At 35.1% G+C, this 26370-nt stretch carries 20 protein-coding genes; 4 read left to right on the top strand and 16 right to left on the bottom strand.

Annotation, left to right across the window (positions count from 1 at the left end):
* Positions 1-30: 30 nt before the first annotated feature.
* The 5 genes from CLU83_RS01290 to CLU83_RS01270 all read right to left on the bottom strand — a co-directional run bounded on the left by CLU83_RS01290 (position 31) and on the right by CLU83_RS01270 (position 7494).
* Positions 31-1170 (bottom strand): hypothetical protein, encoded by a 1140-nt coding sequence (locus CLU83_RS01290; protein WP_100429944.1) that lies wholly within the window; start codon positions 1168-1170, stop codon positions 31-33.
* A gap of 38 nt (positions 1171-1208) precedes the next feature.
* Positions 1209-2165, bottom strand: a complete 957-nt coding sequence (gene mgrA / locus CLU83_RS01285) for an L-glyceraldehyde 3-phosphate reductase (RefSeq protein WP_100429943.1) — start codon at positions 2163-2165, stop codon at positions 1209-1211.
* Positions 2166-2284: 119 nt separating this feature from the next.
* The gene (bglX, locus tag CLU83_RS01280; protein ID WP_100429942.1) at positions 2285-4597 is read right to left on the bottom strand and encodes a beta-glucosidase BglX; all 2313 of its coding nucleotides are present in this window, start codon (positions 4595-4597) and stop codon (positions 2285-2287) included.
* A gap of 339 nt (positions 4598-4936) precedes the next feature.
* Positions 4937-6316 carry a sialate O-acetylesterase gene (locus CLU83_RS01275; protein ID WP_100429941.1) on the bottom strand — a complete coding sequence of 460 codons (1380 nt, stop codon included), beginning with the start codon at positions 6314-6316 and terminating at the stop codon, positions 4937-4939.
* Between the two features lie 62 nt (positions 6317-6378).
* A complete protein-coding gene (locus CLU83_RS01270) occupies positions 6379-7494 on the bottom strand; it encodes an SGNH/GDSL hydrolase family protein (RefSeq protein ID WP_100429940.1) in 1116 nt (371 codons plus the stop codon).
* Positions 7495-7821: 327 nt separating this feature from the next.
* On the opposite strand from CLU83_RS01270, the gene CLU83_RS01260 reads away from it, so the two are divergent.
* Complete coding sequence (locus tag CLU83_RS01260; protein ID WP_100429939.1) at positions 7822-8325, top strand: NADPH-dependent FMN reductase; 504 nt, start codon at positions 7822-7824, stop codon at positions 8323-8325.
* A gap of 109 nt (positions 8326-8434) precedes the next feature.
* Here CLU83_RS01260 and CLU83_RS01255 read toward each other — a convergent pair whose 3' ends face one another.
* The 7 genes from CLU83_RS01255 to CLU83_RS01225 form a co-directional block, all read right to left on the bottom strand.
* Complete coding sequence (locus tag CLU83_RS01255; RefSeq protein WP_100429938.1) at positions 8435-9028, bottom strand: AidA/PixA family protein; 594 nt, start codon at positions 9026-9028, stop codon at positions 8435-8437.
* A 166-nt stretch (positions 9029-9194) separates the two neighbouring features.
* Complete coding sequence (locus CLU83_RS01250; RefSeq protein ID WP_100429937.1) at positions 9195-9776, bottom strand: inclusion body family protein; 582 nt, start codon at positions 9774-9776, stop codon at positions 9195-9197.
* 496 nt (positions 9777-10272) lie between these two features.
* Positions 10273-11814 (bottom strand): acyl-CoA carboxylase subunit beta, encoded by a 1542-nt coding sequence (locus tag CLU83_RS01245; RefSeq protein ID WP_100429936.1) that lies wholly within the window; start codon positions 11812-11814, stop codon positions 10273-10275.
* A gap of 200 nt (positions 11815-12014) precedes the next feature.
* Positions 12015-13457 (bottom strand): acetyl-CoA carboxylase biotin carboxylase subunit, encoded by a 1443-nt coding sequence (accC, locus tag CLU83_RS01240; protein WP_100429935.1) that lies wholly within the window; start codon positions 13455-13457, stop codon positions 12015-12017.
* A 126-nt stretch (positions 13458-13583) separates the two neighbouring features.
* Positions 13584-14069, bottom strand: coding sequence for an acetyl-CoA carboxylase biotin carboxyl carrier protein subunit (locus CLU83_RS01235; protein WP_100429934.1), 486 nt, complete (start codon positions 14067-14069; stop codon positions 13584-13586).
* 155 nt (positions 14070-14224) lie between these two features.
* On the bottom strand, positions 14225-15013 hold the full coding sequence (locus tag CLU83_RS01230; RefSeq protein ID WP_100429933.1) for a glutamate dehydrogenase: 789 nt from the start codon (positions 15011-15013) through the stop codon (positions 14225-14227).
* A gap of 343 nt (positions 15014-15356) precedes the next feature.
* A complete protein-coding gene (locus CLU83_RS01225; RefSeq protein ID WP_100429932.1) occupies positions 15357-17543 on the bottom strand; it encodes a radical SAM protein in 2187 nt (728 codons plus the stop codon).
* Between the two features lie 159 nt (positions 17544-17702).
* Between CLU83_RS01225 and CLU83_RS01220 the strand changes: the two genes are divergently transcribed.
* Entirely contained in the window at positions 17703-21086 is a 3384-nt protein-coding gene (locus CLU83_RS01220; RefSeq protein ID WP_100429931.1) for a T9SS type B sorting domain-containing protein, read from the top strand.
* Between the two features lie 58 nt (positions 21087-21144).
* Here CLU83_RS01220 and CLU83_RS01215 read toward each other — a convergent pair whose 3' ends face one another.
* From CLU83_RS01215 to CLU83_RS01205, 3 genes are all read right to left on the bottom strand, one after another.
* A complete protein-coding gene (locus CLU83_RS01215; protein WP_100429930.1) occupies positions 21145-22518 on the bottom strand; it encodes a S9 family peptidase in 1374 nt (457 codons plus the stop codon).
* Positions 22519-22758: 240 nt separating this feature from the next.
* Positions 22759-23415 carry an SdpI family protein gene (locus CLU83_RS01210; RefSeq protein ID WP_100429929.1) on the bottom strand — a complete coding sequence of 219 codons (657 nt, stop codon included), beginning with the start codon at positions 23413-23415 and terminating at the stop codon, positions 22759-22761.
* Between the two features lie 4 nt (positions 23416-23419).
* On the bottom strand, positions 23420-23674 hold the full coding sequence (locus CLU83_RS01205) for an autorepressor SdpR family transcription factor (protein WP_100429928.1): 255 nt from the start codon (positions 23672-23674) through the stop codon (positions 23420-23422).
* 152 nt (positions 23675-23826) lie between these two features.
* Between CLU83_RS01205 and CLU83_RS01200 the strand changes: the two genes are divergently transcribed.
* Positions 23827-24348 carry a helix-turn-helix domain-containing protein gene (locus CLU83_RS01200; protein ID WP_100429927.1) on the top strand — a complete coding sequence of 174 codons (522 nt, stop codon included), beginning with the start codon at positions 23827-23829 and terminating at the stop codon, positions 24346-24348.
* A complete protein-coding gene (locus tag CLU83_RS01195; RefSeq protein ID WP_100429851.1) occupies positions 24327-24893 on the top strand; it encodes an IS630 family transposase in 567 nt (188 codons plus the stop codon). Before CLU83_RS01200 ends, CLU83_RS01195 begins: the two co-directional genes overlap by 22 nt.
* Before the next feature lie 112 nt (positions 24894-25005).
* Here the strand turns inward: CLU83_RS01195 and CLU83_RS01190 are convergent, their stop codons facing one another.
* Entirely contained in the window at positions 25006-26283 is a 1278-nt protein-coding gene (locus CLU83_RS01190; RefSeq protein ID WP_100429926.1) for an MFS transporter, read from the bottom strand.
* Positions 26284-26370: the final 87 nt, after the last annotated feature.

Here is a 26370-nt window from a genome sequence, read left to right as displayed (position 1 = left end):
CTGGAAATGCATCTTTACTTTATCACTGTATTATTTAATTTTGTACAGATTTCTTTTTTGTAATTTATTTTCAAGTTTTCCAAAAGCTGTTTTATTATATTCTACTCTTACTTCTTCAATTAATTCAATTTCTTTGTCATCTTTAGGTATCCCAAACCCAGCAACTGAGGCTTTTCTATGAGGATTATCAAGTATCTCTTCAAAGTTGAGAGAAGTTGGGTGAGTTGTAAAAAAAATATTCGTTAATTCATCACAAAATCCAGACTCTTTTATTTTTCTAACAGGAAATACATAGTTGTATGCTTGAAGATTGTGTAAAGAATTGTAATTCACTTTTGTCGAAGGAAATTTAATTCCATCGATGGTTTCATTATTAGAAATATATTCCAATAGCATTTGAGGTATTATATATTCAGGTTTAAAATTACCTTTACTATTTTTTACTTTAATTGTAGTTGCTAAAGTTAAAGGAAAAGTGACTAAATAACTTAACAAATAAGTCAATTTAAAATCATCGTGTAATTTTTCAAGATCTAATAAAAAATCTTCAATTCTTTGAATTACTGTAACATTTAATTCCTGTTGATTTTGCATTTTTACAAACCATAAATCTCTAAATTGCGATTTATCAAATTCTTCCCAACATACATAAGTTGTATTTCCAAAATATAATGCAGGCAAACCAGGAATACTATATCTTTTCGTTGACACGATATGCCTTAAATCGTAATTTATATGAAATAAATCAGAAGCCTTAAATTGATTACCATCATCCTTTCTTGCCCTATAAAAATCAGTATTAATTGAAACCTTTGAAGAAAATATCAAATCATTTATTGATTCATTATTTAAATTTTCAATGAAATATTTTGAAGCCTGATATGTTTTGCCCTCATAATGTAGATTAACAGTCCGGATAATTGTCTCTGATAAAAATTTAATCTTATTAATTGTAACATTCTTTTTTTTAACACCATTTTCATCACTAAATGGAACTACATCGTCAATAAAAGTAGAAAGATTATTTTGGTAAAATTTTATATACTCATTCAAAAGATTTTCTAAATATGTTGGGAAGTAAGAATCATTGGGTTGTTTATTTGGAATTATAAAATCCCTATTATCAATAAGTAAAGAAACTTTTTCATAAATATTAGAATATATGCTCATTTTTTTTCTTATAAATTATCTTTCTACATTAATTTTATTTATATCAAAATTTTCTCAATTGCATTTATTTCATCCGAAGAAAAATCCAGATTCTGCAGGCATTCAATATTATTATTTAATTGTCTAACAGAACTTGCACCAATTAAAACCGAAGTAATTCGTTTGTCTTTTTGCAGCCACGCCAGAGCCATTTGTGCCAAACACTGATTTCTGTTTTGAGCAATTTCATTTAATTGAATTAATTTCTGAATACGTTCCTGCGTAACCTCATCTTCTCTTAAATGTCCGTTTGGATTATGCGCTCTGGAATTTTCAGGAATTCCGTTTAAATATTTATCGGTTAAAAGCCCTTGCGCCAAAGGCGAAAAAGCAATACAGCCCACTCCTTTTTCTTCTAAAACATCCAGTAAGCCATCTTCTACCCAACGCACTAGCATTGAATATTTGGCTTGATGAATCAAACAAGGCGTTCCCAGCTGTTTCAATACATCTACGGCAACCCTAGTCTGTTCTGCCGAATAATTGCTTATTCCAACATACAAAGCTTTTCCGCTTCTCACAGCATGATCAAGTGCCATCATAGTTTCTTCAATTGGCGTTTCGGGATCAGGACGATGCGAATAAAAAATATCTACATAATCAATATTCATGCGCTTTAAACTCTGATCTAAACTCGACAGCAAATATTTTCGGGAACCCCAATCTCCATAAGGTCCATCCCACATAGTGTAACCTGCTTTGGTCGAAATTACAATTTCATCACGAAGATTTCCCTGAAAATTATGCCATAATATTTTACCGAAATTCTCTTCAGCTGAACCTGGAACTGGTCCATAATTATTAGCCAAATCAAAATGAGTGATTCCTTTATCGAAAGCTTCTTTAGCAATACTCTCAGCATTTTCAAAATTATCTACTGAACCGAAGTTATGCCATAATCCTAAAGAAATCTCAGGCAATAATAGCCCGCTTTTTCCACATCTGTTATATTTCATTTTTTATTTAATAATTGAAGGTTTTAAAAATTTAAAAATACAAAAAAAATCACGCAGATTTAACAGATTATGGTAATCTGCTAAATCTGCGTGAAAATATTTTAAGACTAATCCGAAATCTATTTCAATTCAAAACCGCTTTCCAACCCTTTGTCTGAGCTTCCTCCAACCATAATTTTAAAAGTTCCTGGCTCAACCAAATAATTTCCATCATTGTCATAAAAACCAAGCTCTTTATCAGTTAAAGTAAAAGAAATAGTTTTGGTTTCTCCTTTTTTCAAATTGACTAATTCAAACCCTTTTAGCTCTTTTATCGGGCGAATAATGCTCGCGTAATCATCATGAATATACAATTGTACAACCTCTTTTCCATCATAATTTCCGGAGTTGGTCACTTCAACAGTTACTTGTACAGGCTCTCCTTTTGCGAAAGCAGTATTATTCAACTTCAAATTTTTATAATCAAATGTTGTATAACTCAAACCAAAACCAAACGGAAATTGAGGCGTTTTTTCGACATCTGTATAGTGCGTCCAAAATACATTTTTATCAGTATTTGCAGGTCTTCCAGTGCTGTATCTGTTGTAATAAATCGGAACCTGTCCCACATTTCTTGGGAAAGACATTGGCAGTTTGCCGCTTGGATTATAATCCCCGTATAGAACCTGTGCTACCGCATTTCCAGTTTGCGTTCCTAAATGCCAAGCCTCAACAATGGCAGGAACATGTTCTGCTGCCCACGGAATACTCAACGGACGTCCATTATTTAAAACCAAAACAATATTTGGATTCACTTTATAAACTTCTTCCAGCAATTCCTGCTGCAGACCAGGCAAATTAAGATCCGTTCTGCTGCGTCCTTCACCGCTTTGGAAACCGTGTTCTCCTAGAACCATTACAACAACATCCGCTTCTTTAGCCACTTTTTTGGCCGCTTCAAAACCGCTTTTGTCAGTAGTATTGAAAACAACCTCATCCAAAAACGAAATTTTCCCAACCGTCAAATCACCGCCTTTTTCAAAAGTTAGTTTATTGTCTTTGTATTGCTGCATCCCTTCCAAAACCGAAACTGCCGTATTATCGTCAGATGCTATTCTCCAGCTTCCCAATGGACTGGTTTTATCATTTGCTAAAGCACCGATCAAAGCTATTTTTTGCCCTGATTTCTTTAGTGGAAGCACCCCCTCCCCAGCCCTCCCCGAAGGAGAGGGAGCATTTTTCAATAACACTATGGATTTTTTCGCCATGTCCAAAACGCCTTCATTATTGGCTTTGCTTCCAATAACTTCTTTTTCGCGTTTTTCATCACAATATTTATAAGGATCATCAAATAATCCCAATTCAAATTTCACACGCAAAATTCTGCGGACAGCATCATCCACCAAAGCTTCTTTAACTTTTCCTTCCTTAACCAACCCAACTAATTTCGCCACATACAAATACGATTCCATATCCATATCCGATCCTGCAACTACCCCTTTCAAAGTAGCATCTTCCTCATCTTTGGCATAACCATGCGCGATCATCTCGCGAATCGAAGCATAGTCAGAAATTACAAAACCATCAAACTTCCATTTTCCTTTCAGAATATCTCTTTGCAGAAACACATTTCCTGTTGCCGGAACACCATTCAGCGTATTAAAGGAATTCATAAACGTACGAACACCCGCATCAACAGTGGCTTTAAACGGTGGCAAAACTGAATTATACAATTTAGAATTGCTGATATCCACAATATTATATTCTAATCCAGCCTCTACATAACCATAAGCCGCAAAATGTTTCGCGCAGGCAGCAATCGTATTTACTTTTGCCAAATCGGCAATGGTTTCTCCTTGAAAACCCTTAACTCTGGCAGTCGCAATTTTACTTCCCAAATAAGGATCTTCTCCTGCCCCTTCCATCACACGACCCCAGCGGGCATCATTGGCAACATCTACATTTGGTCCAAAAGTCCAGTTAATTCCAGATGCCGAAGCTTCATCAGCCGCAATCTGAGCTGATTTTTTTATCGCTTCCAGATCCCAGCTTGCCGATTCTGCGAGCGGAATAGGACTCAATGTTTTATAACCATGAATCACATCAAACCCAATAATCAGCGGAATCCCCAATCGCGTCTCTTCAACTGCAATTTTCTGTACAGCTCGAACTTCTTTCACACCGCGAACTGTCAGCATAGATCCCACAAATCCTTTACGTAAATGCTCATATTTCAGCTCGGCAGTACCGCCTTTTGGAGCTGGCCCCGTAACTTCCCAAAATCCGTTGTATTGGTTCATTTGTCCCACTTTCTCTTCCAGTGTCATTTGTTTCAACAGCAAATCAACGCGCTCTTCAATAGGTTTAGTTTTGTCTAAATGGGGTAATTTTTGTGCAATCATAGTTCCAATTGTAATCAGGGTAAAAATCCCTGCTGTAATTATTTTTTTCATTTCAAGAGTTAAGGGTTTATTTTTTTACATCATTTAAAAAACGAACTGTTCTATTCTAATTATTTGGGCGTGACCGCGATGAACAAAGGGGGCAGACTTTAGAAATCATTATTCGCCCCCTTTATTCATAGCGGTCGGGCTATCACGAGCGCTAAGGCGCCTTGCTCTATCCCTCACGCAGCTTTACGGATTTCAAGACCTTTTTATTCTTACCAGATTAAAAACGAATCAAGCTCCATAAAAAACAGAAAGCAATTTACCTTTCTAATTCTTTCTCCAATAAAACAGATGATGCAAAAACTAAAACAAATGTGTCTTTTGTACTAAAATAAGATGAAATTATTCTGTTATAAAAGACGAAGCAGGCAAATTCGCTTTATTAAAAAGACTTCCCTGATCGGTATTTTTCCAAGCATAACGCACTTTAACCGGTGCTCTCACCTTATCCGACTGTACTATTACCGCATTATTTTTAATAACAGCAGCAGCTTTATAAAACACATTGTCACTTCCTGCCACTTCAAACAAATCAGCTTTCTTGTCCTTAAAATACAAGCCATCTGCATAATCAAAAGCGACTATTATTTTATTTTTTTCAACGGTAATTGCTTTATAAAGCGGTCCGTTTACCAATGCTGTATTCGTTTTGTAGGTATTCGCCAAAGCCAAATTGGCCAAACGAATCCCCACCGATTTTTTATCCTTTGGATGAATATCATCTATAGGCGAAATATCACTCGTCATTACCATTCCTGTATTCGGGACTTCCTGCAGTACTTTTCGCTGGGCATCTCGGATTATAGCTCCTCCAAAATGATCTTCTCCATATTTATAAGGTGCAATCTGTACAAAATAAAACGGAAAATCATAATTCCATAATTTTCTCCACGAAATGATTAAAGCCGAAAGTGTTTTGTCATAAACCGCTGATCCCACATTGCTTTCTCCCTGATACCACAATGCTCCAGCAATTTTTAATTTTGTAAGCGGATAAATCATCGCGTTAAAAGCGCGTCCAGGCTGGTTTGGCCCATAACTTTCCTCTTTTCGTGTTTTGGCTGCTTCCAATAAAACGGCATCGTTCTGAATCACCTCTTCCGGCATCCAGATCTCAGCAGGCGTTCCTCCCCAATTAGACGAAATCAAACCAATGGGTACATTTTTCAATTCTTCCTGCAGACGCTTTCCGAAAAAATACCCCACGGCACTAAAATATTTCATCGTTTCCGGCGAGCATTCCGTCCAGGTTCCCGATATGTTATTTTGCGGAGTCATGGCGGTTAATTTAGGCACCAAAAAAAATCGGATATTAGGATTCATCGCATTTTTTACCGCTTCATCACCATTCTCAATTCCCCAACTAGCATTCATTTCCATATTCGATTGACCGGAACAAATCCAAACTTCGCCAATCAGAATGTTTTTCAGTACGATTTCGTTGTATCCTTTTATGATAATAGTATAAGGTCCTCCTTCTTTTGGAGTTGGAATATTGAGTTCCCATTTTGCCTGATTGCTTGCTTTTACTTTATACTCCTGATTATTCCAGCTTGGTGTAACCACAACTTCTTCCTGCGGATTAGCAAATCCCCAAATGATAACTTCACTATTGCGCTGCAAAACCATATTATCCGAAAAGATATTCGGAAGCGTAACATTTGCGGAAGCGGTATTTGAAAGTATCAGGAAAAGAACAAAGACAATTATCTTATTTTTCATTTGTGTATTATATTGTTTTTTTATTTGTCAAATGGAATTCGCATACAAACTTTCCTTTTTGATTAGAGCTTCTTAGGAATGCTCATTTCATTTAGTAACTTTTTAAAATAAGGAATTAATTGATCTGCCATCACTTTATCATCAGCGATATCGGGATGATAACCGCAGCCTTTTGGAGACATCGGCTGGAATTCAAACAGCACAATTGGTTTGTGTGTTTTATCATTTTCAAAAGCCTGAATCACTTTTTTCAAACATTTTACCAAAGTCACATTCCGCTCTCCCGAAACCATCGGACTGTTCAGCAAAACAATTCTGGTGTTAGGTGCGTGTTTGTAAACCGTTTTGATAAAATCAATATAATTTGAAACGTATTTTTCTTCATTAAATGATAATCTAGCTTTTTTGCCATCACCATCCGAAAGGTCATTGGTTCCCAAACAAATACTCACCAAATCAGGCTGAAAAGCAAAATCATAGGGTTTTGAACTGTCTTTATTCAGATATAAATTTTCATATACATCCGGGATAATGGGTTCGTTCTCATGCTCATCATTCCAGTTGCGGTACATGCCGTAACCAGAAACAGAACTCAATACGAAATCGATATTCAATGCTCTGGAAAGCACGGGACCATAAGCCCAATACGCATTGTGCTGATCGTACCAATCTCCGCTCCCGCAAGGAATTGTTGAAGCATCGTTTCCAAAACCGCACGTTATGGAATCGCCTATAAGTTCAATTTTTTTCTTCTTTTTGGAAACCGAACTTTCGGCTAACTTCGCAGTAGTTCCTCCAAATAAAACACCACCATTGGCCGCTTCTGTGGCTTTATAAATGGAAAGATGATGTGTTTTTTTACTATTAGAAACTTTAATAGGATAGGTTTTCATTTCCCCTTTCTCAATTCGAACTCTCCCAATATAGTTTCCGTCAAGTTCTATCGAAACATAGTTTTGATGATTCTCAACACTTTGCAGAGATACAGAACAGGAATTTTCGATGAAATCAAAAGACACTGATGAAGCGGCACCAATAAGAATTGCTTTATTGTCGGGCATTTTTTCGACTCTCCCCTGATATTCAAAAAGCGATTGGGTTTCAGTCTTTTTTTGGGCAATAGAAGCAAACGAAATGGCAATCAATAAAAATAAAAGGTATTTTTTTTTGTAATTCATAATCTTTTAGGCTTTTCATAATACTATTGACAACAAATATAAAGCGAATGCCTTTTAGGATTAGATACTATTTTTTCAAATTATAATCAAAAATCTTCAAGAGTCCATAATTTACAAAAAAAACACCTCTTCAAGTGGTTCAAGACACTTAGTCATGTTTATTTCCCGCCTGCGTAAAATTTTGGCAAACGAAAAAGGAATTGCAATTGAAAATTTACACGCAATAGGATTTCGTTTTACAATCGATAGATAGTTACTTTTATTTTTTAAATTTTTCCCAAAGTATTAAAATCACGAAACAGAAATGTCTGATAAAAAAAGAATCATATCCATAAATTAGGAAGCACTAGAGAAAATTCGATTAACCTACAAATCGTAAAAGCAATATTAAAAACATTTTCAGAGAAAGCTCTTTTTTTGATTTTTGATACCATTGCAGACATGCCTCATTTCAATCCTGATTTAGACAATCAACAATTACCGGAATCAATTCATTCTTTTCGAGAAGAAATAAGAATTGCAGATGGCATCCTTATTTGCACACCCAAATATGTGCTTAGCTTGCCTAGAAGTTTTAAAAATGGATTAGAATGGACTGTTTCTACTACCTTGTTATCAAAAAAGCCCGTTGCTTTGATAACGGCATCGGGAGAAAAAGCCCAGGAAGAATTAAATCTGATAATGAAGACGCTTGAGGCAAAGTTTAATGACAACACTACTCTTCTGATAAAAGGTGCTAGAGGTAAAGCAGACGAAAATGGAAATATAAAAGACGAAGAAACCACACAAAATCTAAAAAACTTAATAACTCATTTTTTAGAATTACTATAATGATTTTGACTCGAGAATAACCTGATATTGTTTTTTTCAAAACACTTTAATTTAAAAAAACTGTCTAAAATACTTTAGGCAGTCTTCTTTAAATATGGTTTAATATATGCTACTCATGAATAGCAGATAAGCCTCTAACTACTATAACCTGATTACAAATATAATAACCCCAAAGAATAGGATCTTGTTGACCCCTCCTCCTTACATATAAAGCAAACTTCAAAGAAAATGTCTCTTTCCCTATCTTTTTGACACTCGATTCATAAAACCAAAAAGCCCTCTTTACAAAGACAGGCGGCAGTGGTGATTCTCCTATAGCAGCCTCAATACTAATTTTATTGAAAAACTTAGATTTAAACCTTCCAAAAACATTGGCCCCTTTAACTTTTTTAACTTCACAAAGCAATACCGAATTATCCATGTTATTGTATTCTGAAATAGTATTAAATCGAATAATATCTCCTACTTCTGCACTAAGTTTCAAATTGATATTACTTTCATGACCTATTGTCTCATTTGGGGTCGAAACAACTACATACATATAATTATGATCTATGGCAATAGGACTCTCATCGTCTACACTAGGAGTCTCAAAATCACTTATTAATTTATCTGTATCAATAATGATTTGCACATTTATTATTTCATTTATTGAGTTGATTACAAAGTCATTAGTTTCTTCGTAAATTTCTTCTGTTTTCATGTTTACTTTTTTTAGGTTTTCTGTTCCATCTAAGACTTTTCAATTTTTGCTGCTTTTTTTAGATCTATCAAATAAAAAAGAACAGCTATAATATAAGAAGACTGCCCAAATTAGTTTTTGGACAGTCTCTCATAACTAATAAAACCAATAAGTGTTCTTTTAGAAATTAGAATTTCACAACAACTCTTGGATCCCAATAGAAATAGCCATATAAAACTGGATTTTCTTGGCCTCTTACTCTTGTATATAATGCAAAACGGATATCAAAATCCTCTGTTCCTGCCTTTGCTATACTAGACTCATAAAACCAGAATCTTACATCTGCAAAAGTCGGAGGAAGTGGTGAGGTACCTCCGGCGGCTTGAATCACTTTTTTAGTATATACCTTTGACGAAAATTCGTTGAAGACATCAGTACCACCAAACTTTTTAATTTGATACAGTAATACTGCATTATCCATATTATTATATTCAGAAACAGTATTAAATCTCACAACATCACCAACTTCAGCTTTAAACTCTAAGTCAGCAGTTCCTTGACCTTTAATATTTGCCAAAGTTGAAACAACCATAAATTGGTAACTATGATCTAAACCAGTTGGAGCATCTTTATTTGTACTAGGTGTTATACCTTTCTTTTTCATATCACTGATAATTTTATCAGTATCAATGATGATTTGAACATTGATAATTTCGTTTGATGAAGCTAGTCCAATTCCTACATTCTCATTAAGTTCTTGAGTTTCCATATGTGTTATTTTTAAAATTTTCCTACTCTATTTTAGGCTTTTCGGATTACGCCGTGTGTGATTATTATTTAAAAATAGTTGTGTCCTATTTTATTTTACAACAACTTTCCTTCTGATAACAACACAAAGATTAGAAAGAATAATATTTTTTTAAAGAGTATAAATACCTGATTATAAATAGAGTAATACTACGTATACTTATTATTTAACCAAAATAGGGAGCCTTAAATTAATTAATTCTGTAGTTATAATAATTTGAATAGTATTACTAATAAAAGATTACTCAAACAAAAGACTTGAATGACTATTCTTTGTATAACTTGAAGGATAATCCTATATTTTATTGATCAGATTTCGCTTCTGTTGAACTCTATTGAAGTCGAATTGTTGAAATAAAGATAAAACAGATTGCTACATTCAAATTCTAAATCCATAACAATCCTAAAACAAAAAAACCACCCTAATTTGGTGGTTTTCTATTTCTATTACTTAAAGATTACAAAGGAATATTCCCGTGTTTTCTATTTGGTGTTACACTTACTTTATTTTCAAGCATGCTAAACGCTTTTATCAGTTTGCGTCTCGTATCTTGCGGTAGAATTACCTCATCTACAAAACCACGTTGGGCTGCGGTATATGGATTCGCAAATAACTCGGCATATTCGGCTTCTTTTTCTAGGAGTTTGGCTTCGTGGTCTTCTGCATCTTGGATTTCTTTTTTAAAGATAATTTCCGAAGCTCCTTTAGCTCCCATTACGGCAATCTCGGCGGTAGGCCATGCAAAATTCATATCGGCTCCAATGTGTTTGGAATTCATTACGTCATAAGCACCACCATACGCTTTTCTGGTAATCACGGTAACTCTTGGCACCGTAGCTTCGCTTAAAGCGTAAAGCAGTTTTGCTCCGTGAACAATGATTCCGTTCCATTCTTGGTCGGTTCCAGGTAAAAAACCCGGCACATCCACCAACACCAATAACGGAATATTAAACGCATCGCAAAAACGGGTAAAACGCGCTGCTTTTTTCGAACTGTTTACATCCAGACAGCCCGCCAAAAACATCGGTTGGTTGGCTACTATTCCTATGCTTCGTCCACCCAGTCTGGCAAAACCCACAAGGATGTTTTCGGCATAATTCTTATGAATTTCAAAAAACGAATCTTCATCTATAATCCCACCAATCACGCTGTGCATGTCATAAGGTTTATTCGGATTATCCGGAATAATATCGGCTAATTGCTCGCGAACCTCATCCTTAAGTTCGTAAGGTAAATTGCGTGCAGTTTCTTTGTTATTTTGAGGCAAATAACTTAACAGTCGCTTGAGGTCTTCCAAACAAGTCACATCATTCGCCGATGTGCAGTGTGCCACACCCGACTTCGTAGAATGCGTACTCGCTCCTCCCAATTCCTCCGAAGTCACGGATTCATTGGTCACGGTTTTCACCACATTCGGCCCAGTAACGAACATATAACTGGTGTCTTCGACCATCATCGTAAAATCGGTCATGGCAGGAGAATACACGGCTCCACCGGCGCAAGGTCCCATAATTGCAGAAATTTGCGGAATCACACCACTGGCCTGTACGTTTCGAAAGAAAATATCGGCGTACCCGCCCAACGAACGAACACCTTCCTGAATACGCGCTCCACCCGAATCGTTCAATCCAATCATTGGTGCTCCAACTTTGACAGCCATATCCATAATCTTACAGATTTTCTCGGCATGTGTTTCGGATAACGAACCTCCAAAAACCGTAAAATCCTGAGCGAAAATATAAACCAATCTTCCGTTAATGGTTCCGTATCCTGTAATGACTCCATCTCCGTAGTACATTTCATTTTCCATCCCAAAATCGGTAGTACGGTGTGTTACCAACATCCCGATTTCCTCAAAAGAACCTTCATCCATCAAATAATCGATGCGCTCTCTTGCAGTCAGTTTTTTGTTCGAATGCTGTTTTGCAATGCGTTTTATTCCTCCACCCAAATGGGCTTCAGCGATTTTATCGTTTAGTGTTTTTATTTTAGATTCCATTTGTTGTCAATTATTGTTTTTGATTATCCCTTAAAAATTTAAACACATAGAAACATAGAAAAATTTCAAAATGTTAGCCGAAAGAAATTAATAGAAAATATTTTTTCCACATAGCATTATGAAATCTATGAAAAGTAAAACGCCTTTATGCTACAGTAAAGAAAAACTATGCTTCTATGTGTTTAATTTTACTGTTGATTTTACTGAATTGGCAATCGTACTATTTTTTGATCTTCAAAATACTGTTTCAATGCCACCAAAGCTGCAATTTCGGCTTCTTGTGCCATTTGGTTTTTCAATGCGTCTGCATTATAATATTTTTTCACAAAATGCGTGTCGAATTTCCCCGAACGAAACGCTTCATGCTCAAAAACAAATTTCCCGAAAGGCAAAGTCGTTTGAACACCTTCCACCTGATAATCTTCAATCGCTTTAATCATCAACTGAATTGCTTCTTCTCGAGTTTGTCCATAAGTGATTAATTTGGCCAGCATCGGGTCGTAATAAATCGGAACATCCATACCTTGCTCAAAACCGTTGTCCACACGAATCCCTTCGCCAACAGGCAATTCATACACATCCAAATGACCTACACTCGGCAAGAAATCATTCATTGGGTCTTCGGCATAAACACGCAATTCCAACGCATGACCTTTTATTTTTAGGTCTTCCTGCTTAATAGTCAATGCTTCTCCCCTTGCCACTCTAATTTGCAGTTCAACCAAGTCGGTACCAGTAATCAATTCCGTAACGGGATGTTCTACCTGCAAACGGGTATTCATTTCGAGGAAGTAGAAATTATTGTTTTCGTCCAATAAAAACTCGACAGTTCCCGCTCCAAGATAATCACAAGATTTTGCCACCAAAATTGCCGCTTCACCCATTTTCTTCCTTAATTCAGGCGTTAAAACAGCCGAAGGCGCTTCTTCAACCACTTTTTGATGACGGCGCTGAATACTGCATTCTCTTTCAAACAAATACAAAATGTTGCCATGACTGTCTGCCATCACCTGAATTTCGATGTGTCTTGGAGAAGCCACATATTTTTCTATAAAAACAGAACCATCACCAAAAGCAGTAACTGCTTCGCTAATGGCACGATTCATTTGGGATTCAAAATCAGCTTCACTTTCTACCACACGCATCCCTTTTCCACCACCTCCAGCCGAAGCTTTAATCAAGATAGGAAATCCAATTGTTGTCGCAGCTTGCTTTGCTTTTTCGATATCGGTAATCGCTTCATCTATACCGGGAACCATTGGAATATTGTATTCTTTAACAGCATCTTTAGCAGCCAATTTACTTCCCATGATTCTAATGGCGTGTGATTTTGGACCAATAAAAATGAGATTATTTTTTTCAACTTCTTCGGCAAAATCGGCATTTTCGCTCAGGAATCCATATCCAGGATGAATTGCATCAACATTCAAAGCTTTGGCAGCTTCTATAATTTTGCTTCCCAACAAATAGGATTGGTTAGAAGGAGCTTCTCCAATCCAAACCGCTTCATCGGCAAATTTTACGTGTGGTGCATTCCTGTCGGCAGTCGAATAAACAGCCACCGTTTTAATGCCCATTTTCTGTGCGGTTTTCATCACCCTAATGGCGATTTCCCCTCTATTGGCAACTAATATTTTTTTCATATTTTAAAACTAAAAGAATAAAGAAAATAGAATAAAGAGCAAAGACTATTTCCCTGAAGTAAAAGTCTATAAATTCTAGTTTTTTATCTATTTTCTATACTCTATTCTCTATTCTCTTTTTTCTCACTATTCAAACTCAATCAACAACTGCCCTTTGTCCACCGCATCTCCGGTACTCACCGAAATAGATTTAATCACACCATCGCGAGGCGACAGAAAACTGTTCTCCATTTTCATGGCACCAAGAATGATTAGGTTATCATTTTCTTTGACAGTTTGTCCAACAACTACGCTAATTTCCAAAATTAATCCCGGCATAGGCGCCTTAATCGCATTGACCTGTTTGGTCAACCCAACTTCAAATCCCATTTCTTTAATCAAAATATCCAAAGGATTTGAAATTACGACAGTATAATTGGTGTTATTTACCTTAATTGTATAACTTTTTTGATTGAAATCCGAAACAGTGATTTCTGCTTTATAAGATCTATTTTGATGCAGTACATGAAACGCGTTCACTTCCGTTGGCACAGCATCCAGTTGAGAAATACTTTCCTTTTCAAAATCAAAATGGAAACTATCATTTACAGTTACTTTGTAATTTGAACTCATTCTTTACTCTTTTTTAGAGTAGTAAAAATAGGAAAAGAAAACGTTTTCGTGAAAAAAAATAAAAATCAAGACAAAATCTTTAAAAGATATATAATTAAGGACGTGGTTTCCTTATAAAAATAAGATATCTAAAGCGAGTTGATAACAATAGTCCGTTAGTCTAGGTAAAATATATAACCAAAAGTCATCCAAACCTGCCAGTCGTTGTATTTGTTTTCGGTATAAATTTCTTTATTGGGATTTAGTCCATCCACCCAATCAGAACCAAAATACTGAAGACGGGCTTCAATCATTAAGTCTGATAAAGCGGTCAATTTATAACGGGCACCTATACCGGAAACAACAGACCAAGTACTGCTGCTTTCCGAAGAAAAACCATAAAGATGCCCATCTGAAGGGACTAGATATTTTGGAAAAGTTGTTTTTGAAGTTCCTAATTCACCCATTGTTGAGGAGGAATTTGCGCTATAAAAATTATATTGAATACCTAAACTTACGTAAGGAGAAATTCCTCCAATAGTATATTCAAAATCGTGAATTCTACTAAATGGAAAATATTCTAATTGTGCGCCTAAATTTAGAATAGATGATTTACCTTCCATCGCCCTTAATTGCTGTTTTCCTATACTATTACCATTTTCGGCCCATTTGCCAAAATGATTCAATGTGGTTTTATTAAAAGATAATTCGGATCTCACTTTAAAATGTTCTTTGAAATATGCACTGCTCATCGATTTGGATGAAAAATTTATATAATGCACCAAACCAATAGCGAAACCAGCATTCCCGTAACTAGAGGAATTATCATTTCTTTGTCCATAATCCGATTTCATAAAACTAGAGCCAAAAAAACCGCCTACTTCATGAGCTACCGAAGATTGAGCAACAGATGAATTAAGGAAACCAAAAAAAATAATAAAAACACAAACAAAATTTTTGGACATTCAGGGCTAATTTTATTATCGGTATAATTCTAATATATAAGCATTTAGATCATTCATTTTAAAAAAAGACAAATGAATTTCAATCCGCAAATAGAACGACTTAATAACGAAATAAAAATTAAACTCGTTTAATGGATATTTTTATAGCTCAAATGCAATTTTTTCAATTAGACAGATGTATAATATTACAATATACTGACTATCAACAATATAAAATTATTGTTTTTGTAATTACTTTTGTACAACTACAATATTTTCTAATTACAGATTTAAACGAGGATGTACTTCAGTAAATGCATAAATGTTGTTGCTCTAAAAAAAATTAATATTGAATTAAGAAAAATTACAAAACCAACAGTCCAAATTCTCTCAAAGCATTCACGGGTTTGGAATACCAAAATAGTTCGAAATCTTCCAGTTGGGTTTCAAAATCGGTTTTTACTTCCTGAAATGAATAGGTTTTACTATTCGAAACCGAGAGTTTTAGAAGCATTTCATTTAACCATTCTCCTTCTGTTTTATTGGTCTGAATAGTGAAGCTTTCTTTTTTGTCGTGAAAAGTTAAAGTCATCATTTCCCAAGAATTCCCTTTTTTGGCTTTGGTAAATGCTTCGATTGATGGTTTTCCTCCCAGCCAAACGATTTTGGCAGTTGGTTTGGTATTGAAATTAGTTTCTTCCTGAAGTGCATCAAAAATAAAATCAGAACCAATTTTTGTCTTCGGAATTTTGAAATCAAACCAATCCTGCAATTCATAGTCAAAACAAATGCCATGCATAAAATTGAACAGCGATTTCTTGAGTCCAAAACTAAATTTATTGTGATCGATTCCTGTTTTATCAATAAAATTAATATCATTGTTGGCAAAAGTTCCAATTGTTTCCGTTTCTTTAACAGCTCCAAATTGCTCTGGAAACATTCCCACCGGACTGTGAGCAGTCATCGCAAATTGATGCCAAAACCCCGATTGCAATACGCCCGCTTCAAACAACTGACGCACCATTTCGAGACTGTCCACCGTTTCCTGAACCGTTTGCGTTGGGTAACCATACATCAAATAGGCGTGTACCATAATGCCTGCTTCGGTAAAATTGCGGGTGACTTTCGCCACTTGCTCTACCGTTACGCCTTTGTCGATCAGTTTCAATAATCTATCCGAAGCTACTTCTAGCCCTCCAGAAACGGCAATACAACCCGAAGCTTTGAGCAACAGACATAAATCTTGGGTAAAACTTTTTTCGAATCGAATATTTGTCCACCAGGTTACTGCTAGTTTTCGGCGAAGGATTTCGAGTGCCAAAGCACGCATCAACGCTGGTGGCGCAGCTTCATCGACATAATGAAAACCGTTTTCACCTGTTTGGGCAATCATTTCTTCCATTCGGTCGCACAATAAACTCGCCGCAACGGGTTCGTAAACCTTTATATAATCTAGAGAAATATCACAAAATGTGCATTTCCCCCAGTAACAGCCGTGCGCCATAGTGAGCTTATTCCAGCGTCCGTCGCTCCACAAACGATGCATTGGATTCACAATTTCGATAACCGAAATGTATTTATCCAAAAGCAAATCCGAATAATCTGGCGTTCCTACTTGGGATTGTTTGTAATCTGGTTTAGCAGAATTATTTTTGTAAACCACTTTTCCGTCTTCTAAAAGAAATGTTCTTTTATACGAATTGTGATTTGGCTTTTCAATATTGGAAATCAATTCCTCTATTGGTGTTTCTCCATCATCCAAAGTGATGTAATCAAAAAACTCAAAAACCCTAGCATCTGAAAGCGAACGCAATTCAGTATTCGGGAAACCGCCACCCATCGAAATCTTGATGTTCGGATAATGCTTTTTCACCCATTGCGCCGAGCGAAAAGCGGAATATAAATTTCCCGGAAACGGAACCGAAATCAAGAATAATGTCGGCTGAATCGTTTCTATTCTCTCTTTTAAAATCGAAAGCAGAATCCCGTCAATATAAGTTGGTGCCTGTTGCAAAGCTTCGTACAATTCATCAAAAGAATTGGCGCTTCGTCCCAGTCTTTCCGCATAACGGCTGAACCCAAAGTTTTCATCAACACATTCCACTATAAAATCCGAAATGTCTTCGAGATACAAAGTTGCCAAATGTTTGGCTTTGTCCTGAGTTCCCATCGTTCCGAAAGCCCAATCGAGTTCTTCCAATTGTGCAAATCTTGAAGCTTCCGGCAGGAAATCCTCTTGGCAGATTTGCAGTGCCAATGTTGGATTCTTACCCTGCAAAAAAGCTATAACCGAATCGATGGTTTTAATATATTCGTCTTGCAAAGCTAGAATTCGTTTGCAGTTATCCGTTATTGGCTCTTGGCTGTTGGATTGAAATAAATTCCTCAATCCGTCTTTGGAAAACAATTTCAAAATCACTTCAATACCCAAATCCGCCTGAACCGATTCGATATCTTTGGTATTCAAAAACCCTTTTATATAAGTGGTTGCCGGATACGGAGTATTCAGTTGGGTAAAAGGAGGCGTGATGAGAAAAAGTTTGGTTTTCAAGGGATATTATTTTGTGCAAAAATAAGGGATATTTTTAGTTTCTCTCCATAAAAGCTAATTGTAACTTTTCAATATGTTATTTTATCCTCAAATAAGAATCAAATTAGATAATTTGTAAAGATTTAAATACATTTACAAAATTATTTAAAAGTACCCCTAGTGAACCTAAAATTACTCTTCTTTATAACATTAATCACAATTTCTTCCGTTGCTCAAAACAAAAACAAAACAATTGGTTTCAAAGAGAACAAAGGCCAAATTATAGATCAAAAAGGCAAACCCAACAATGCCGTGAAATATCTTTTAAACTCAGGCGGATTGAATATTCAGCTGAGAAAAAATGGTTTTTCTTATGATGTTTATGAAGCAAAAAAAAATCCTGTCAATCATTCTCACGATGAAAAGAAAAAACCTTTACCATTTCCCTCAAAAGACAATGAAAATCTTCCCAACTATACTTTAGAATACCAATTTCATAGAATAGACATAGATTTCCTGAATTCAAATCCAAAAGTAGAATTGATTACGGAAGAAAAATCTTTGGACTATGACAATTACTATAATATCCCCAATAAACCCGAGGGAGTTTTGATGGTATACCAATACAAGCAAATAACCTATAAAAATATTTACCCCAACATTGACGTAGTTTTCTCTATGCCAAAAGACACCTTAAAAACCGTAGAATATAATTTTGTGGTTCATCCCAAAGGGAAGATATCCGATATTCAATTAAAATTCAGTGGAGTACAAACAGAATTGGTTGATAATAAAATCCGAATGAGTGTCCGTTTTGGAGAAATGGAAGAAACCCTTCCAATGAGCTGGACTGAAGATGGAGAACTTAAAAAAGAGATTCCTGTAGGATATACTAAGATTAAGAAGAATGTTTATGGGTTTGAAAGTGCTGAAAATGTTTCTGACAAGACGGTTATAATAGATCCAGTTCCTACAAGGCTTTGGGGAACATTTTATGGCGGAGCAGATTGGACAGAATCAAATACTATTGATAAAGATGACCTTGGAAATATTTATTTTGCAGGTAAAACAGCCAGTGTTTCAACTATTGCTACTGCAGGTTCTCATCAATCATCCGCAGGTTTTATAAAAATCTTTGGAAGTATTACTTATGATGGATATATTTCTAAATTTGATTCTAATGGAAATAGACTTTGGGCAACATATTATGGCGGAAATTATGACGATTATATTAAATCAATAAAAGTTACCAATAGTAAAGATCTTGTCTTTTGTGGAAATACAAACAGTCTAAGTAATATATCTACTGCAGGATCTTTTAAAGAAAACAAATCAGGGTCATATTCTGAAATGTTTTTAGGTAAATTAAATTCAAATGGAATTAGGCAATGGGCTACTTATTATGGGAATGATAATGGTTTGACTTTTGCAAATAGTATTGCAGTGGACGAACAGAACTCCATCTATCTTTCAGGTGCAACCACAAGTGATGAATTTATTTCAACTCCAAATTCATTCAAAGAAACAAGAATTGATAATAATCGATTTGATGGATTTTTAGCAAAATTTGATACAAACGGAAATAGAATTTGGGGAACTTATTTTGGAGGAGATAAAGATGATTCTTTTGAAGATTCAGCTATTGATAAAGATGGAAATATTATTTTAGTTGGCTACAGTCAAAGTGAAAATGATATTGCAACAACTAATTCTTACCAACCCACTTATCATCTAGGGGATTTATCTTCAAGGGGTGATGGAATGATTGTAAAGTTCAATCCCAATGGTCAAAGAATTTGGAGTACCTATTTTGGTGATAAAAACAGTGATTGGATATATAATTGTAAAATTTACAAAGACAACTTATATATAGTAGGAAAAACTGAAAACAATAATATTTCAACACCAAATGCCTTCGATCCTATTATGAAAGTTTCTTATCGAAGTAGTTATTTTGCGAAATTTAATTTAACTATGCAAAAACTAACCTGGCTAAGTTATTCGTTAGGAAATGTTACATCAATTTATCCCAAAAATGATAATGAAATTTACATCACGGGAGAATCAACATATGGTTTTGATATCGCATGTCCCAATGCTTATAATCCAATAAATTCTACATTTTCTGGATTTATAATAAAATTAGATGAAAATTGTAAAAAAAACTGGGGAACTTATTTTAGTAAAACAAGTCTTATTCGCGATCCAATAATCATAAGTGAGGGAACAAATAATATTTTTGTTACTGGAATTTTTAATGGCTTCCCAGATAATGATATTGCAAGTCCAGGGGCATATCAAGACACTCCAAGTCATGGTATGCAAGGATTTTTAATTAAATTTCAAGATTCACAAATGTTTTCTAATCCATTAGCGTCAAGCAACTCTCCAATTTGCATAGGTGCTAATTTAAATCTAAAAGCCTCTGGAGGTACAAATTATGCTTGGACTGGACCAAACGGATTTACTTCAACAGATCAAAACCCAACAATACCAAATGCTACTGCTTTAAATAGTGGTCAATACAGTTGTAATATTACTGGTTCTGGTGGTTGTGATGGTGTTTTAATTGTTGATGTAATTATTGGTGATACCGTTGCTCCTATTCCCAACCTAACAACTCTCCAAACAATAACTGGAGATTGTCACACTTCAATAACAACAATCCCAACCGCCACAGATGCTTGTGTAGGAGAAATTACAGCCACTACCACAAGCCCACTCTCTTATAATTTGCCAGGAACTTATACTATTGTTTGGAATTATGATGATGGGAATAGGAATATCTCACATCAAAATCAAACTGTTACTATTAGTGATCAACCATTGCCAACGGCAACTACTTCTCAAACCTTCTGCATTCAACAAAATGCAACTTTAACCGATATTATGATAACCGGCCAAAACTTAAAATGGTATGATGTATCATCTGCTGGTAACGTTTTGACAACTACAACAGCTCTTGAAAACAAAACGTATTATGCTTCTCAAACTAATAATAGTTGCGAAAGTAACAGACTTGGTATTGTTATAAAAATTCAAGATACTCAAACTCCAATTGCTGATGCTTACCAGAGTTTTTGTATTCAGCAAAATGTAACAATCAATACTATTAAAATTAATGGACAAAACATTAAGTGGTATGATGCTATAACAAATGGAGCAAATCTATCAGAATCAACTCCTCTTGAAAACGGAATTACTTATTATGCCTCGCAAACCATTTCCAATTGCGAAAGCGAAAGAACTCCTATAACTGTTAAAATTCAGGAAGCTACAACTGCTGATTGCATCAATCTTATTGACGTACTTCCCTATCCAAAATTCTTCACACCAAATAATGATGGATTCAATGATCATTGGACAATTGACTTTGCTTATTTGGCACCCAAATCAACCATCAGAATATTTGATCGTTATGGAAAATTAATCAAAGAATTAACACCGGATATTTCCTGGGACGGAAATTATCAAAATCTACCCTTGCCCTCAACGGATTATTGGTTTGTGGTTACCCGCTTAAATGGAACTGAATTTAAAAGTCATTTTAGCTTGAAGAGATAAAAAATATATGCATAAAAAAAGCCCAATAATGGGCTTTTTGAGTAAAATATAAATTCCTTTATTTGACTTGAACCAAAATCCATTTGGAGATTTCCTCTAACGCCACTGGTGAAAATGTTTGCTCAATGGTTTCGTATTCATTTGGCAAACCCGTTTTGCATTCTTGAAACAAATGATTCAAATTGGGTAAAACCTTGGTTGTTATTTTTGAATTCCTTCCTTTTGCTAAGGATTTTTTAATTGCATCCAAATTTACATCGGCGGGAACCTGCACGTCTTTATCACCGTTGATTGCAAGAACTGGGCATTTTACTTTTTCTAAAGCAGATGCTGGATCAAATTTCAAGAAATAAACCATCCAAGGGCTAGTAATTTGTGAAACTAATCCGCTTATTTGTTTCTCATTCATTTTGTCCCCAAATTGTAGTTTCAAATAGCTGTTGATTTTAGTATTTAGAGTATCATCGTTTGCAGATGAAGCCAAAATAATATCATAAGCACCCTTGAAAATTCCTTGTCCTTTTTGAATTTCATTTTCAGGAACTCCCATTTGGCGTTCGATTTTTTCTTTTTGCAAAAGCATTAATTTATCTCCGCGAATCCCTGTTCCTGCCAATAAAACGATAAAATCTACATCTTTTGAATTCCCAGCAACAATCGGCGCAATTACTCCTCCCTCGCTGTGGCCAATTAATCCAATCTTGTTTTTATCGATTTCTTTTCTGGTTTTCAAATAATCTATTCCTGCCTGAACATCTTTGACAAAATCCATTGTGGTTGCTGTTTTATAATCACCAGTGGATTTTGCTACTCCGCGATCGTCAAATCTTAAAACCGCTATTCTTTTTTTTGTCAAATAATCGGCAAGAACAAGGAACGGTTTGTGTCCTAGCAGTTCTTCGTCTCTGTTCTCTGGACCGCTTCCCGTAATTAGAATCACAACTGGAAATTTGCCTTCTTTACTAGGCCGGCTCAAAGTTCCTGCCAAAATATTTTTATCGATTTTATTTTCGAAAGTGACTTCTTCTGTATAATATGGAAACGGAGTTTTTGGTTCTTGAGGTCTTTTTATAGCTTCCTTTTCAGCTGTTCCTCTTGTCATATCCAGCGAGAAAGATTGACCGCCTTGCTTAAAATTACCAGCAATTGCATTATCCTTTAATGTTCCTTCATAAACAATTGCAGCACTTGGAATGGCAAGCTTCAAAACTGAATTTTCAAAACTGGTTGTCGCTACCGGAATTCCTTTGGCTCCCTGATCGGGACTGTCCATTGTCGAGCTGTAACCATTTTCGGTTTTAGTTATATTAAATACAACTCTTAATTGTCCTCCCGGGAGTTTTAAAATTCCGTTCCACTGTCCTGTAATTTCTTGCCCGAACATAGTAAAAGAGACCAAAACTGCTATTAAAAAAAATACTGCTTTCTTCATTTTAGATGATTCTATTTTTTAAATTAAAACTGATATTAAATAGTTTAAAAACGTGAACTTAATTGTTACCATCTTACCTTTTTTTAGATAATGGCAAAAAAGCAAAATATTTCCCCTTAGCCCCGGTTGAAGTGGAAACCCTTTTGTGCCGGGGTTCGGCACAAAAGGTTGTAGCGGAAAACGGGACGATATTACCTAAAAATGCCAAATCATTCTGCTCCAGATTAATAATCAAAGTGGCTATTTACCTTTTTTCTCTATTTCCTTAAACTTAATATAGGAGTACACTATTGGGACTATCGCCAAAATAGCAACAAGGGAAAGAAAAGCAATTGTGAATGAATTATTTTCAAAAATCAATCCGCCCAAAACGATTAGCAATCCTCCAATAAACCAAAGTTTACCTGCAAAAACATGGGTAAGTTTCCAAACTTCATTATTCTCTAAAGTCCAAGGGGTGCGAATCCCTATGAAATAATTGGGCTGAATTACTTTGAAATAATTACCCAACACTAAAAACAAAACCCCGAGTATGATATAGATTAAATTTGAACTGGAAAAAGACTGATTCTTGGTAATGAAAATGATAAACAAAGCCAGCATTGACATGCATAAAACAAGAAAAAACTTCAATTGATAAAACTTCCCGCCCATAAAAGCGATTCTTTTTTTAGGATCTATTTTTGGAATGACAAGCAGTAAAATGTACGTCAAAACAGGCAGCATAAAAAGTAATCCAATCAGGGAAAACTTATCTCCCCAGTGATCTACCTCGCCTTTGTAATTCCAATGGGTTGGGACTTTATCGGGTAATGTTTTCCAAATAAAAGCCAAATAAATAAAAGGCATTAACACAATTCCAATAATAGGAAGTTCTTTTTTTAAAGTTACAGTCATCGTTTTATTTTTTAAAAGTTAAAATCCACTGCAACACACCTTCCATTATGGTTGTATTGATGGAATAGAAAATAAATTGACCTGATTTTTCGGCAGTAATCAAATCGGCACGTTTCAAAATATCCAAATGATGGGAAATACTCGGCTTCGACATATTGAACTTATCGGCTATTTCTCCGGCAGACATGTTCTTTGTTTTCAAAAGCTCTAGTATTTCTCTCCGCGTGGCATCATTTAATGCTTTAAATATGTCATTCATAATTTAAAGTATTTATATATTTAGACAAATGTCTAAATATTTTTTCAATCTTCCAAATAAATTTTAAATTATACCAAACAAAAATATAATAAATACCAATTTTGATAATTGTTTTTTTTAGATTACATTTGGACTATATTATAACAGTGATCATGGCACATCCAAAAATTTTGGTAATTAAGGAAACTGAAAAAGAGATTAAAAATCTACTTAAGCAATCTATTCCATTTATTGGACAACGCTTGAGAGTACTTTTAATTTTGAAGCAAAATGAAGAAACAGGGATTTCTAGACGTGAAGTTGCTAAATTAGCAGGGGTTGCCCCAAACAGTGTTCAGAAATGGCGGACATTATACCTCAATTCTGGAATTGATGGTTTGATTAAACATGGAAAAACAGGCTTCAAGCCATCTGTTTTTAATGCTGCTGAACACACGATGTTGGAAACAAAACTCAATAACCCTCAAAATGGGCTTCAAGGTTATGTAGAATTAAAAGATTGGATTGAAAAAGAAACTGGAAAAAGCTTTAATTACAACACCTTGCTTTATTACTGCATCAGAAATTTTAAATCAAGTGTAAAAGTTGCCCGCAAAAGTCATGTCAAAAAAGATGAAGACCTAGGAAGCTCTTTTAAAAAGACTTCGGAAGAATCTGTCAAGAAACAGCACTAAATGCTGTAGGCGATTTTAGCTCTGTAAATTTATATTTTCAAGATGAGTCACGTTTTGGCTTATTTACTCGAAATGGAAAATCAGTTACTGCAATTAGGGTTAAACCAATTTGCACTTTCCAACAAGTTTTTAAATCAACATGGCTTTCTGGGGCTTTTTCGCCCATAACAGGGGATCATTTTCAATTAATACTTCCACATTGCAACACTGATAATTTTCAAATTTTTCTAAATAATTTTTCAAAAGAAAACCCCAAAGAACTCAAAATAATGGTATTGGATAATGGGCGATTCCATAAGGCTAAAAGATTGATCGTTCCAGAAAATATTGTTTTGGTTTTCCTGCCACCATATAGCCCGGAACTTAATCCAGCCGAAAAAATGTGGGCAAAATACAAAAGAGAATTTTCTAATAAATTTTATAATTCAATCGAAGATGTAGAAGATTTCATTATTACTGCAGTTAAAAACACAAGTAAAAAAGAGGTAATGAGTATCTGTGGTTATGCCTACGTCTTTTTAGATCAAATTTGGTCTAAAAATTAAATGCGTTTGGTATTATATTCTAGCATTCAAGCAAAAAGCGAATTTGTAAAACAAAAAAAGAGCTGCAAAAACGATTTTGGAGCTCTTTAAATAAACTGTATTACTGTTTATTTTAAAATTTGTGCTCTTTCCTACTAATCGCTAATAAAGAAAACAACGAAATACAAGCAGCCATAGTCAAATAGAAACCCACATAAGTCAAACTATAAGTTGATGCAAGCCAAATAGCAATCATGGGTGCAAAAGCTGCGCCAAGGATTCCGGCCATATTGAAAGTTAATGAAGCTCCTGAATAACGAACAGTAGTAGGAAATAATTCGGATAAAAAAGTTCCCAAAGGTCCATAAGTGAATCCCATCAAAGCCATTCCTGTACACAAAAAGAATGTTACCATTACTGTACTTCCGGAATTTAAAAAATGTGAAAAGAAAAAACCAAAAAATGCAATGGCTGTCGTAGCAATAATCAGCATTTTGCGTCGCCCAATTTTATCGGCAACTACAGCCGAAATTGGAATAAACAAAGCAAAAAACAACACCGAAAACAACTGAATCAACAAGAAATCTCTTTTCTCGTAACCCAAATCGGATGTTGCCCAACTCAATGTAAATACCGTCATTAAATAAAATACCAAAAAAGTGGTAATAGATGCCAATGTTCCAAAAAGCAATTGGTTTTTATACGATTTAACCAAAGTAAGAAAAGGAATTTTAACTTCTTCGTGCTGTTTTTTTGAGTTTTCGAAAGAAGGAGTTTCGGTAATTTTAGTTCGGATATAAAAACCAACTACAACCAAAAGAGAACTGGCAATAAAAGGAATTCTCCAACCATAATTCATAAAATCTTGACTGCTCATTGAATCTGTTAACAGCAAAAAAGTTCCTCCCGAAAGAAGCAGACCAATTGGAGCGCCCAATTGCGGAAACATTCCATACCAAGCGCGTTTGTTGGACGGAGCATTTTCGATTGCTAATAAAACAGCTCCTCCCCACTCTCCTCCTAATCCAACTCCTTGCCCAAATCGACACAACATCAATAATAATGGAGCGGCAACACCAATACTTGCGTAACTTGGCAGAAAACCAATAGTCACTGTCGAAATTCCCATAGTTAACAAGGCAGCTACTAAAGTAAACTTACGGCCAATTTTATCACCATAATGTCCAAAAAATGCCGAACCCAATGGACGGGATAAAAAAGCTATCGAAAAGGTTGCCAAGGATTCTAATGTTGCCATCGTCGTATCTGAACTCGGAAAAAACAGCTGTGGAAAAACCAATACTGCTGCATTGGCATAAATATAAAAGTCAAAAAATTCGATTGTGGTGCCAATTAGGCTTCCAAAAAGAACGTGTTTTAAAGAGTTCTTTTTATTCTGGTCCTGTTCCATGCGGTTTTGATATAGTTTTTTAAGAAAATAGGATGTAAAAATGAATCTTATTTTTGAATATGGCAAATATTTGTTTTTAATATTTAA

This window comes from Flavobacterium sp. 1, from assembly GCF_002797935.1.
Classification (GTDB): domain Bacteria; phylum Bacteroidota; class Bacteroidia; order Flavobacteriales; family Flavobacteriaceae; genus Flavobacterium.
This window is presented reverse-complemented; position numbering and strand designations above follow the sequence as displayed.